Genomic DNA, 12,451 nt, shown 5'->3' on the forward strand with positions numbered 1-12,451 from the left:
ACTTTTCCGGTCGTAGTGCCGCAGAAGGGGTCATATCCGGGCAGGCGAGCCGCCGTCCGGCGCCGGGCCACCAGGTCCCCATCCCGCCCCCGGCCCGGCTCGACACCAGTATTTCGAGGTCAAGTGCCCCTCGACTGTGAAGGTCCGCCGTGCAGGAAGACAGCCCCGTCCAGAACGAGAACACCCCCGACACCGCCCAGACCGAGCAGCCGCGGCGCGCCGGCCGACGCAACCGCCTCATCGTGGCCGGTGCCGCCGCTCTGGTAGCCCTCGGCCTCGGTGGCGTCGTCGCCGCCACCACCGGCAGCGACCGCCCGGCACCCGCCGCCGTCTCCCTCGACGCGCAGGCCCGCAACGAGGCCGCCAGCCGGGCCGACCGCTCCGCTCGCGAGTCGGGCACGCCGGTCACCCCCTCGGTCAGCCCCACGCCCAGCCCGGCCGCGACGAGCGCCAGCCCGGCACCCGCGAAGACGGCCGCCGCGAAGGCCAAGCCGAAGCCGAAGAAGACCACCAGGCCCACCCCCGCCTGGGTCAACCCGATGCCGGGCGCCGCCGTCACCTCCTGCTACGGGCAGCGCTGGGGGACCCTGCACGCCGGCATCGACCTGGCGCTGCCCTCCGGCACGCCGATCCGCGCCGCGGCCGCCGGCACCGTGACCCAGGCCGGTGACGCCGCCGACGGGTACGGCAACTCCGTCTTCGTCGACCACGGCAACGGGTACCTGACCCACTACGCCCACCAGAGCCGCATCGCGGTGACCGTCGGCCAGAAGGTCAAGGCCGGTCAGGTCATCGGGTACGAGGGCGCGACCGGCGATGCCACCGGCCCGCACCTGCACTTCGAGGTGCACCAGGGCATGTGGAACCAGATCGACCCGGCCCCGTTCATGCGGGCGCACGGCGTGGACCTGGGCTGCTGAGCCAGCGCGACATCCGGACAAGGGTGGTCTCCGTCGCACCGGAGGCCACCCTGCCGTCATCCGGGGCCGGTCAGAGTTTGTCGACCGGGGCGTGCCGGAGCACCAGCCACATGGTCTGGTCGCCGAAGTCGATCTGCGCACGGGCGCCCGGGCCGTGCCCCTCCACGGCCAGCACCCGCCCCAGCCCGTACCGCTGGTGGTTGACCCGGTCGCCGGCCGACACCTTCGGCCCCTGCGGCAGCTCACTGGCCGTGGTCAGCCGGCTGGCGTCCACGCCGAGCCGTTGCGCCAACTGGGCCGCCTTCGGCGTACCCCCGGTGAAGTTGCCACGCGCGCCGGGCGCGCGGTCCGCGCGGCCGCCGACGCCGCCGCCCCCGCCAGCCCACGAGGTGTACGACCCTTCGGTGCGCTCCCAGTGCACCAGCTCGGTCGGCAACTCCTCCAGGAACCGCGACGGCGGGTTGTAGGACGGCTGCCCCCAGGCCGAGCGGGTCACCGCCCGGGAGAGGTAGAGCCGCTGTCGGGCGCGGGTGATGCCGACGTACGCCAGCCGGCGCTCCTCCTCCAACTCGCGGGTGTCGCCAAGCGAGCGCAGGTGCGGGAAGACGCCGTCCTCCAGCCCGGTCAGGAACACCACCGGGAACTCCAGGCCCTTGGCGGTGTGCAACGTCATCAGGGTGACCACGCCCTGGTGGTCGGGGTCGTCGGAGGGGATCTGGTCGGCGTCGGCGACCAGCGCCACCTGCTCCAGGAAGCCGGCGAGGGTGGCCCGCTCCCCCTCCTCGCCCAGCGCCTCGATCCGCTCGGTGTACTCCCGGGCGACGCTGACCAACTCCTGGAGGTTGTCCACCCGGCCGGCGTCCTGCGGGTCCAGGCTCTCCTCCAACTCGGTGAGGTAGCCCGAGCGGGTCAGCAGTGCCTCCAGCACCTCTTCCGGCGTGCCGGTCTCGGCCAACTCCCGGGCCCCGTCGAGCAGCGCCACGAAGTCGCCGATGCCGTTGGCCGCCCGGCTGGAGATGCCCGGCGCCTCCCGGGCCCGGCGCAGCGCCGCGCCGAACGAGATCCGGTCGCGGCTGGAGAGCGCCTCGACACACGCCTCGGCCCGGTCGCCGATGCCCCGGCGGGGGGTGTTGAGGACCCGCCGCAGGCTCACCGTGTCGTCGTCGTTGACCACCGAACGCAGGTACGCAAGGGCGTCGCGGACCTCCTTGCGCTCGTAGAAGCGCACCCCGCCGACCACCTTGTAGGGCAGGCCGACGCGGATGAACACCTCTTCGAAGACGCGGGACTGTGCGTTGGTGCGGTAGAAGACAGCGACGTCGCCGGGGCGGGTCTCGTCGGCGTCGACAAGCCGGTCGATCTCCCGGGCCACCCAGTCGGCCTCGGCGTGCTCGGTGTCGGCCACGTAACCGACGATCTGCTCGCCGGCGCCGGCCTCGCTCCACAGCCGCTTGGGCTTGCGGGAGGTGTTGCGGTCGATCACCGCGTTGGCCGCGTTGAGGATGGTCTGGGTGGAGCGGTAGTTCTGCTCCAGCAGGATCGTGCGGGCGTCGGCGTAGTCCCGTTCGAACTCCAGGATGTTGCGGATCGTCGCGCCCCGGAACGCGTAGATCGACTGGTCGGCGTCGCCGACCACGCACAGCTCGGCCGGCTCCACCCCCTCGGTGCCGGAGACCAGCTCCTTGATCAGAATGTACTGGGCGTGGTTGGTGTCCTGGTATTCGTCCACCAGCACGTGCCGGAAGCGCCGCCGGTAGCTCTCCGCGACGTGCGGGTGCGACTGGAGCAGGTGCACCGTCGTCATGATCAGGTCGTCGAAGTCCAGTGCGTGCGCCTCACGCAGCCGGCGCTGGTAGAGCGTGTACGCCTCCGCCAACGCCCGCTCGTTGGGCCCGGTGGCCCGCGCCGCGAACTGCTCCGGGTCGACCAGCTCGTTCTTGAGGTTGGAGACCTGGGCGGCCAGCCCGCGCGCCGGGTAGCGCTTCGGGTCGAGATCCAGCTCGCGGGTGACCAACTGCATCAGCCGTCGGGAGTCGTCCGCGTCGTAGATCGAGAACGTCGACTTGAGGCCGGCGTGCTCGTGCTCGGCGCGCAGGATCCGGACGCACGCGGAGTGGAACGTCGACACCCACATCAGGCGGGCCCGGGGACCCACCAGCGCGGCGACGCGTTCCTTCATCTCGCCGGCGGCCTTGTTGGTGAAGGTGATCGCGATGATCTCACCGGGATGGACGTCCCGTGCGGCGAGCAGGTAGGCGATCCGGTGCGTGAGGACCCGGGTCTTGCCGGACCCGGCGCCGGCAACGATCAGCAGCGGCGAGCCGGCGTGGGTGACCGCGTCGCGCTGTGGCCCGTTCAGCCCGGCAAGCAGCTGCTGCGGATCGAGGCGCACGGGGGCCGGCCCGGGTCGGTGCGGGCGGGCCGGCGCGGACTCCGGCGCAGGCGGGGACGCGGGAATGTCGAAGAGAGGATGCATCGCCCGACAAGTCTATGCCGCCGGTCAGACACTGCCCCGCCCCGCTGCGCCGCGCCGCGAGGAAGGGGCCGTTGGATCCTTGCGCGGCAGGTGCCGACGTGGGCATACTCGTCAACGTGATCGCTGCGCGCTACCACTTTTACTTTGGCACCGGGAGTCCGGCTGCCGTGGGTCGCGCCTGATCGATTCAGACCTGCAAAAGCCCCGGGCTCCTGGAGTCCGGGGCTTTTTCCGTCCCGGGTTCCGGGCACCGGGCACCACAGTGCGAGAGGTACCCGATGATGACAGACGTGATGGAGCAGAGCGGCGGCCCGACCCGACCCGAGGCGGAGCGGCCCGTGCCGAACGGGAGCGAGCCGGCGGTGTCCGCGCCCCCGGCGGTCGACAACGCCGGGCCGGTCGAGGCACGGACCGGCACCGAGGAACCAACCGCCTCCGCGCGGATCGTGCAGATCAGGGAACGGATCGACGAGATCGACAATGCGATGATCGCCCTCTGGCAGGAGCGCGCCGCGTTGTCCCAGGAGGTCGGGGCGACCCGGATGGCCTCTGGCGGGACGCGCCTGGTGCTCTCTCGGGAGCGGAAGATCCTGGAGCGGTTCCGGGTCGCCCTCGGCGCCGACGGCACCCAGTTGGCCCTGCTGCTGCTCCGCGCGGGCCGCGGCCCGCTCTGAGCCGCCTCGCCGGTGGCGAGCCTGGGCCGGCCCGGCCGGGGCCACGGACAGACGAAACCGCCTGCCGTCGTCGTGGTGACGTCGGCAGGCGGTCTCGGGTGACTCAGGCCTCGTGGGTGGCGACGATCTCGCGCCGCTCCGCGAAGTGGCAGGCGCTCGGGTGGTCCGAGTCCCGTCGGATCTCCAGCAGCGGCACCTGCTCGGCGCAGATGTCCTGTGCCTTCCAGCAGCGGGTCCGGAACCGGCAGCCCGACGGCGGGCTGATCGGCGACGGCACGTCACCCGTGAGCCGGATGATCGTCTTGTTGTTCCGCTGCGTCGGGTCCGGAACCGGCACCGCCGACAGCAGAGCCTGGGTGTACGGGTGGGTCGGCCGCTCGTAGATCTCGTCCTCGGTGCCGATCTCGACGACCTTGCCGAGGTACATCACCGCGACCCGGTCCGAGAGGTGGCGGACCACCGACAGGTCGTGCGCGATGAAGACGTACGAGAGCCCCAACTCGCTCTGGAGCTTCTCCAGCAGGTTCATCACCTGGGCCTGGATGGAGACGTCCAGGGCCGACACCGGCTCGTCGCAGACGATGATCTCGGGCCGCAGGGCGAGCGCGCGGGCGATGCCGATGCGCTGCCGCTGACCGCCGGAGAACTGGTGCGGGTACCTGTTGATGTGCTCCGGGTTGAGCCCGACCAGGTCCAGCAACTCCCGGACCTTGGCCCGACGGCTGCCCTTCGGCGCCACCTCCGGGTGGATCTCGAACGGCTCACCGAGCAGGTCGCCGACGGTCATCCGGGGGTTGAGCGAGGTGTACGGGTCCTGCATGACCAGCTGGATCTGCCGACGGAGGCGTCGCAGCGCCCCACCGGACAGCTTGGAGGTGTCCTGGCCCTTGTAGATCACGCTGCCAGCGGTCGGCTTCTCCAGGTTCATCAGCACCCGGGCGAGGGTCGACTTGCCGCAGCCGGACTCGCCGACCACGCCGAGCGTCTCACCGGCGCGCAGACCGAACGAGACGCCGTCCACCGCCTTGACCTGACCGACCGTCTTCTTGAACACCACACCCTGCGTGACGGGGTAGTGCTTGACCAGGTCACGGACCTCGAGGATGTTCTCAGACACGGTTCACCAGCTCCTCGGCGAAGTGGCAGGCGCTGGCCCGGGCGGGGCCCACCTGCAGCAGCGGCGGGATCTTCTCCCGGCACACCGGCTGAACCATGGGGCAGCGCGGGTTGAACGGGCAGCCCGGCGGGATGTTCATCAGGTTCGGCGGGAGGCCCTTGATCGTCCGGAGCTGCTGCCCCTTCTCGTCCAGGCGCGGGATCGAGTCGATCAGGCCCAACGTGTACGGGTGCGCCGGCTTGGCGTACAGGTCGTACACGTCGGCCTGCTCGACGATCCGGCCCGCGTACATGACCGCGATCCGGTCCGCGACGTCGGCGACCACGCCGAGGTCGTGGGTGATCAGGATCATGCCCATCTGCCGCTCACGCTGGAGCTCGGCGAGCAGGTCCATGATCTGGGCCTGCACGGTCACGTCGAGCGCGGTGGTCGGCTCGTCCGCGATCAGCACCTCCGGGTCGAGCGCCAGCGACATCGCGATCATCGCGCGCTGCCGCATACCGCCGGAGAACTGGTGTGGGTAGTTGTTGAACCGACCCTTGGCGTTCGGGATCTTGACCTGGTCGAGCATGTCGATCGCGCGCTTCTTGGCCTCGGCGCGACCCATGCCCCGCCGAACCCGGAACTGCTCGGCGATCTGGAACCCGACCGTGAACACCGGGTTCAGCGCGGAGAGCGCGTCCTGGAAGATCATCGCGATGCCCTCGCCGCGGATGCGACGGCGCTCCTCGTCGGACATGCGGAGCATGTCCTTGCCGTGGAAACGGACCTGCCCACCGGTGACGAAGCCGGGAGGCGTGTCGAGGATGCCCATGATGGTCTGCGCGGTGACGCTCTTGCCGGAGCCGGACTCGCCGAGCACGGCGAGGGTCTCCCCCGCGTCGACGTGGTAGGTGACCCCGTTGATGACCTTTGCGACGCCGTCCCGGGTGCGGAACTCCACCCGCAGGTCGTCGACCTCGAGCAGCCGGCCGGAGGGACGTCCGGACCCGCCGGGTCCCGGCGCGGACTGCTCGGACACGAGAATGTCGGACACTGGATCTCCCCTAGCGGAGTTTCGGATCGAGGGCCTCGCGGACCGCCTCGCCGAGCATCACGAAGCTCAGCACTGCGGTGACGAGGAACGCGGCGGGGAAGAAGACAAGCCCCGGTGCGACCCGGATGAAATCCTTACCCTCGCTGATCATGATGCCCCAGGACACCACCGGCGACTTCAGGCCGACACCCAGGAACGACAGGGTGGCCTCGGCGCCGATGAACGAGCCGACCATGATCGTGCCGTAGACCAGCAGCGGAGCCAGGCAGTTCGGCAGCAGGTGCTTGAGGATGATCCGGCCGGTGCCGGCACCCAGCGCGCGGGCCGCCACGATGTAGTCGGCTTCCCTGGTGGCGAGCACGGAGGACCGCATCAGGCGCATCACGACCGGCCAGCTCAGCACGATCAGTGAAGCGATCACCAGGCCCATGATCTCGGCCTTGCCGTTGTTGGTGCCCGAGCCGTTGAACGTGGTCAGGATGACGATCGCACCCAGCACGAACGGCACGCCGAAGAACACGTCGCCGATCCGGCTGAGCAACCCGTCCACCCAACCGCCGCGGTAGCCCGCGATGACGCCCACGGCACCACCGACAAGCAGGGTGCCGACCACGGACAGGACGGCGACGATGATGGAGGCCCGCGCACCGTAGATGACCCGGGCGTAGACGTCGCGGCCCTGCAGGTCGTACCCGAACCAGTGCGCTCCGCTGGGCTTGACGAGGCTGCGGGACAGCGCGCCGGTCTCCGGGTCGCCGCCCGGAGCGAACAGCCCCGGGAAGGTCGCCATCAACAGGAAGACCACGATGAACGTCGCCGAGATCCAGAACAGCGGCTTGCGGCGCAGGTCCCGCCAGGCGTCACCGAGCAGACCACGTGGCTTCTCGTTGCCCTGCCCCGCGGCGGGGGCGACCGGGTCGGTCGGCTGCACGGATGGGGTGCTGACAATCGATGCGGTACTCGGGTCACTCATAACGGATCCTCGGGTCCAGTGCGGCGTAGAGCAGGTCAACCAGCAGGTTCATCAAGAGATAGACGACCACCAGGACGATCACGATCCCGACCACGGTGGCGCTCTCCTTGGTGATGATCGCGCGGTAGACCTCGCGCCCGATGCCGTTGATCTGGAAGATGCCCTCGGTGATGATCGCGCCGCCCATCAGGGCGCCGAGGTCGGTGCCGAGCAGCGTGACCACCGGGATGAGCGAGTTACGCAGCAGGTGCACGCCCACGACCCGCCGCATGGGCAGGCCCTTGGCGATGGCGGTGCGCACGTAGTCGGCGCGGCGGTTCTCCGCGATGCTCGTTCGTGCCACCCGGGCGATGTACGCCACCGACGCGCTACCGAGCACGAAGCCCGGCACGATCAGCTCGGACCAGCGCATCTCGGACGAGACGGTCGGCTTGATGATGCTCCACTGCACGCCCAGCAGCCACTGCAGCACGAAGCCGACCACGAACACCGGCAGCGCGAGCAGGAAGAGGGTGGAGACCAGGACCAGGTTGTCCAGGAAACCGTTGCGGCGCAGGCCGGTCAGCACACCGGCGCCGAGGCCGATGACGGCCTCGATGGCGAGCGCGACCAGGGCCAGCTTCAGCGTGTTGGGGTACGCCGTGGCGATGATGCCGCCGATGTCGCGCTGCGAGAATGTCTGACCGAAGTCACCCTGGAGCAGGTTCTTCATGTAGTTGGCGTACTGCACGAAGACGTTCTGGTCCAAGTGGTACTTCTCGGTCATGAAGGCGATGTACTGGTCCGGGCAGCGGCGCTCGCCGCACTTGCCGGCGAAGGGATCGCCCGGCACGGCCCAGACGAGCCAGTAGATCAGGAACGTCGAACCGATGAAGACCGGCACGAGTTGGAGCAGCCGTCTCAACAGATAACGGCCCATGGGGTGGTCCTCCAGACAGGGGGCGCGTCGGACGGCCGACACGGTGGTGACAACGTGCGAATGAGATGTTGTAACACCCACTCGCGGAACGGCCCCGGGTCGGGCTCACCGGATGTGGCGAGCCCGACCCGGGGTCAGACCGTTCGGATCAGAGCTCGACCGAGGTGATGTCGAGTTCGCCGACGTTGTTCAGCTCGAGCTTCTTGATCTTCTCCGAGTGGCCGGACTGCTGGCCGTAGAAGTAGACCGGAATGCTCGGGACGTCCTGGTCGATCTTCTCGACGGCCTTGGTGAACGCCTCGTGCGAGGCCTCCAGGCTCGGCGCGGCGCTGGCCTGCTTCGCCAGGGCGTCGACCTCCTTGTTGCTGTAGAGGCCGTCGTTCGAGGAGCCACCCGTGACGTACAGCGGGTTGATCCAGTTCTCGACGTCCGGGTAGTCCTGCTGCCAGGCAGCGCGGTACGGGCCCTTCATCGAGTGGGCGTTGACGTTCTGGCGGAAGACCGCGAAGGTCGGCACGCCCTCGGCCCGAGCGTTGATGCCCAGGTTGGTCTTGATCTGCTGCGCAACGGCGTCCATCCAGTCCTTGTGGCTGGAGTCCGAGTTGTAGTAGAAGACCATCTCACCGGAGAAGCCACCGGCCTCGGTCAGCAGCGTCTTGGCCGTGGCCGGGTCGAACTTGCAGGCGGTGCAGTTGCCCGGCTTGGCGCCCGGGGTCAGCGGGTTCGCCCAGCTGTCGGCCGGCTTACGGGTGCCGAAGAAGATCTTGTCCGAGATTTCCTGCCGGTTGATCGACAGCGACACGGCACGACGCAGCTTCGGGTTCTCGAAGCGCTTGTCGTAGAGCGGGAACGCGATGAGCGCCGTCGTCGGCGTGACGGTGTTCCGGCCCCGCTCACCGAGGTCGGCCTTCCACTTGTCACCGGCGAGCGCCGAGGTGGGGACAACCTCCATGAAGTCGAGGTTGTTGGCCAGCAGGTCGGCGTAGGCGGCCGTCTCGTCCTGGTACAGCTTGACGTCGACGTCCTTGACCTTCATCTTGTCGCGAAGGTTGTAGTCGTCGAAGCGCGTCAGCTTGACGAGGACGTTGTCCTGCCACGACACGAACTTCACCGGGCCGTTGCCGATCGGCTTCTTGCCGAACTCCTCGGGCTTCATGGTGAAGAAGGCGTCCGGCAGCGGCATGAAGGCCGCGTAGCCGAGCTTGGTCGGGAAGACCGCGGTCGGCGCCGCCAGGGTGACCTCGAAGGTCTGCTCGTCGACGACCTTCAGGCCGGACATCTTCTCGGCGGCCGGGGCGGGGGCCTTCTTCGGGCCGTCCGCGCCATCCGGGTCCGTCGTGTAGGTCTGGTCGAAGCCCTGGATGTCGGAGAAGAAGCTGCCGTTCTGCGCGCCGTTCGGCGAGTAGGCGGCCCAGTTCCAGGCGTCGACGAAGTTCTTCGACTTCACCTCGGTACCGTCGTGGAACTTGGTACCCTTCTTGATCTTGATCGTGAAGACCTTGGAGTCCGTGGTGTTGATGGACTCCGCAAGCGCGTTACGCGGGGCCCCACCATCGTTCGGGTACTCGACCAGGCCGGTCCACAGCCAGTCGACGATCTTGCCGCCGCCGGTCTCCGTGGTGTTCGACGGGACCAGCGGGTTCTCCGGCTGGACACCGTGGATGACAATCGCGCCGTCGCCGCTGGCGGCAGTATCGCCGTCGCCACCGCTCGAGCAACCGCTCGCGACAAGCGCGGCAGCCGCGCTGAGCGCGATCGCGCTCGTCGCCCGCTTCGAGACTCTCATTCCGAGGGGCCTCCTCTTTCTAACCAGGTTCCGTCGTGGGTTTCACGCACGTTTGGGGGTGACACCGCCCGACCACCCCGGGGCGCGGGTCGCCGGGACCACAGGGAAGTTGGAGACACCCCTGATGTTCCGATCCGCCGGGCTCCCCCGCCAACGAGGCGTGACACGACGCAGAAGGCACGGCCACGAGCCGCCGCGAAGGGCGGGGACATGGTCATGGGCCGTACGGAGTGCCACACACCGATGGTGAGGTGCTGCCACTGTGACACCAACTGGCCTCTTCCGTGAAGGTGCCGTTATCAAGCCGTTAGTTGCGCGCCACGTCGCCGATACTTGAAAAATGATCATAAAACGGTCGACGTGGGCCGCACTGAGCAGGAAATACGTTGCGCCACCCGAAGAAGCGGCCCCAGGCCGTCAGCCGGCCCGGGCCCACCTCTGCCCGATAGGACGTCCAACACCACCCGCATTTCGACCCATCCGGACAGGTCGACTACGGCTGCACGGACACGATCACCGGCTGGGTGGACGAGGGCGCGATGATCGTCTGTCTGATCCTCGGCCCCAGGCGAGGCGAGGTCACACCAGCCGGCGATCCGCCGCCCACCGGGAGAGCTCGTAGCGGTTGGACATCTGCAGCTTGCGGAGCACGTTCGACACGTGCGTCTCCACCGTCTTGATGGAGATGAACAGCTCCTTGGCGATCTCCTTGTACGCGTACCCCCGGGCCAGCAGCCGCAGCACCTCCCGCTCACGGTTGGTGAGCTGGTCCAGCTCCGGGTCGGCCACCGGGGCGTCCGGCCGGGCCGCGAAGGCATCCAGCACGAACCCGGCCAGCCGTGGGCTGAACACCGCGTCCCCGTCGGCCACGCGGCGGATCGCCGCGGCCAGCTCGTCCGGGGAGATGGTCTTGGTCACGTACCCCCGGGCACCGGCACGGATCAACCCGATCACGTCCTCCGCCGCGTCGGAGACGCTCAGCGCCAGGAACTTGACCTGCGGGTGCGTACGCCGCATCGCCTCCAGCACCGCGCGCCCGCCGCCGTCGGGCATGTGCACGTCGAGCAGCACCACGTCCGGTCCGACAGCCGCGATCCGGGTGACCGCCTCGGCCACCGTGCTCGCCTCGCCCACCACCTCGACGTGGGCGCCCAACTCCGCGCGCACCCCGGCCCGGAACATGGCGTGGTCGTCCACCAGGAACACCCGGAGCCGCTCGGGGCGGGCCTGGGCCGGGTCGAGGTGCTCGGTCGGCTGCTCGGCCATGGTCATCTGTTCCTCTCCGCTGCGGACGAGTCCCGGGAGATCGGCAGGATCAACCGGACCTCGGTCCCCTCCCCCGGGCCGGACCGGATTTCGGCCCGTCCGCCGTGCCGCTTCATCCGCCCGATGATCGAGCCGCGTACGCCGTGCCGGTGGTCCTCCACGGTATCCGGATCGAAGCCCTTCCCCCGGTCCCGGACGAAGACGCTTACCTGCTCGGGCTCCACCTCGGCGTACAGCGAGACAGTCTGCACGCCGGCGTGCCGGGCCGCGTTCACCAGCGCCTCCCGCGCGGCCGCGACCAGCGCACCGACCTTCTCGTCGGTCTCCCGGTCCCCCACCACGACCGCCTCCACGGTGATCGCGTAGGTGTCCTCGACCTCGGCGGCGGCCTGCTCCAGCGCGGCGGCGAAGCGCTCGTTCGGCGACGCGGTGGGCTTGTAGAGCCAGTTGCGCAGGGAACGCTCCTGCCCCCTGGCCAGCCGCTGCACCATCTTGACGTCGCTGGCGTTGCGCTGGATCAGCGCCAACGTGTGCAGCACCTGGTCGTGCACCATGGCGGCCAACTCGGCCCGCTCCTGCTCACGGATGCGCCCCTCGCGCTCCGAGCGGAGCTGGCTGTACGTCCGCCAGAGCACGGGCGCGGCGACCACGCCGACCCCCGCCAGCCCGACCAGCGCGAAGATCACGCCGTTGATCACCGCGTCGAAGTTCTGCGCCGGCGAGTAGACCGCCGCGACACCGATGATGCCGACCGCGACCAGCACCCCACCGCCGATGAACCGGAGCACGAACGCCCGCCGGTCGCTCTCCTCGACGACCGCGCCCAGCCAGGGCACCGGCATCGCCTCGCCCCACTGCCGCCGCCGTTCGGGTGCGGACTGGTGCCAGATGACCCCGGCGCCGACCGCGATGATGGCCACGAGCCAACCGGCGGTGCCGGCCGCGCCGACCGAGTCGAAGACCATCACCTGGATCAGCAGGACACCGAGCCCGATCCCCACGAACGGCAGAAGCTGGGCGACGTCGCGCCGGGGCGGCACCGCGGTGTCGCCGGGCCGCAGCGGCACCACCGCCCAGAAGGCCGCGTAGAGCAGCAGGCCGAGCCCACTCAGGCCGAGCAGCACCATGAACGCGACGCGCACCCGCAGCACCGAGATGCCGAGATGGTCGGCGATACCGGCGGCGACGCCGGCGGCCATCCGGTGCTCGGGGGCGCGGTAGAGGCGCGGGGACGGAGTCACGGTGCTGATCGGAGGCTCCCTGGTCACGGTGGCGGGTGTGGCG

At 69.5% G+C, this 12,451-nt stretch carries 10 protein-coding genes; 2 read left to right on the top strand and 8 right to left on the bottom strand.

Features of this window, described 5'->3' with window-relative positions:
* Positions 1-149 precede the first annotated feature (149 nt).
* Positions 150-920: a M23 family metallopeptidase gene (locus tag ACGFIQ_RS12425; protein ID WP_393242999.1), complete on the top strand. Its 771-nt coding sequence runs from the start codon at positions 150-152 to the stop codon at positions 918-920.
* Between the two features lie 70 nt (positions 921-990).
* Here the strand turns inward: ACGFIQ_RS12425 and pcrA are convergent, their stop codons facing one another.
* On the bottom strand, positions 991-3,396 hold the full coding sequence (gene pcrA, locus ACGFIQ_RS12430) for a DNA helicase PcrA (RefSeq protein WP_393243001.1): 2,406 nt from the start codon (positions 3,394-3,396) through the stop codon (positions 991-993).
* Between the two features lie 278 nt (positions 3,397-3,674).
* On the opposite strand from pcrA, the gene ACGFIQ_RS12435 reads away from it, so the two are divergent.
* Entirely contained in the window at positions 3,675-4,070 is a 396-nt protein-coding gene (locus tag ACGFIQ_RS12435; protein ID WP_393243003.1) for a chorismate mutase, read from the top strand.
* Positions 4,071-4,173: 103 nt separating this feature from the next.
* Here ACGFIQ_RS12435 and ACGFIQ_RS12440 read toward each other — a convergent pair whose 3' ends face one another.
* From ACGFIQ_RS12440 to ACGFIQ_RS12470, 7 genes are all read right to left on the bottom strand, one after another.
* Positions 4,174-5,187: an ABC transporter ATP-binding protein gene (locus ACGFIQ_RS12440; RefSeq protein WP_393243005.1), complete on the bottom strand. Its 1,014-nt coding sequence runs from the start codon at positions 5,185-5,187 to the stop codon at positions 4,174-4,176.
* Positions 5,180-6,208: an ABC transporter ATP-binding protein gene (locus tag ACGFIQ_RS12445; protein ID WP_393243206.1), complete on the bottom strand. Its 1,029-nt coding sequence runs from the start codon at positions 6,206-6,208 to the stop codon at positions 5,180-5,182. The genes ACGFIQ_RS12440 and ACGFIQ_RS12445 overlap by 8 nt, the downstream gene beginning before the upstream one ends.
* Positions 6,209-6,233: 25 nt before the next feature.
* The gene (locus ACGFIQ_RS12450) at positions 6,234-7,196 is read right to left on the bottom strand and encodes an ABC transporter permease (protein ID WP_393243007.1); all 963 of its coding nucleotides are present in this window, start codon (positions 7,194-7,196) and stop codon (positions 6,234-6,236) included.
* Positions 7,189-8,115 (bottom strand): ABC transporter permease, encoded by a 927-nt coding sequence (locus ACGFIQ_RS12455; protein WP_393243009.1) that lies wholly within the window; start codon positions 8,113-8,115, stop codon positions 7,189-7,191. The genes ACGFIQ_RS12450 and ACGFIQ_RS12455 overlap by 8 nt, the downstream gene beginning before the upstream one ends.
* Before the next feature lie 148 nt (positions 8,116-8,263).
* Positions 8,264-9,901 carry an ABC transporter substrate-binding protein gene (locus tag ACGFIQ_RS12460; RefSeq protein ID WP_393243011.1) on the bottom strand — a complete coding sequence of 546 codons (1,638 nt, stop codon included), beginning with the start codon at positions 9,899-9,901 and terminating at the stop codon, positions 8,264-8,266.
* Positions 9,902-10,480: 579 nt separating this feature from the next.
* Positions 10,481-11,167 carry a response regulator transcription factor gene (locus ACGFIQ_RS12465; RefSeq protein WP_357067889.1) on the bottom strand — a complete coding sequence of 229 codons (687 nt, stop codon included), beginning with the start codon at positions 11,165-11,167 and terminating at the stop codon, positions 10,481-10,483.
* 2 nt (positions 11,168-11,169) lie between these two features.
* Positions 11,170-12,435: a PspC domain-containing protein gene (locus ACGFIQ_RS12470; protein WP_357067640.1), complete on the bottom strand. Its 1,266-nt coding sequence runs from the start codon at positions 12,433-12,435 to the stop codon at positions 11,170-11,172.
* Positions 12,436-12,451: the final 16 nt, after the last annotated feature.

This window comes from Micromonospora sp. NPDC048898, from assembly GCF_043198035.1.
In the GTDB taxonomy this organism is placed as follows: domain Bacteria; phylum Actinomycetota; class Actinomycetes; order Mycobacteriales; family Micromonosporaceae; genus Micromonospora.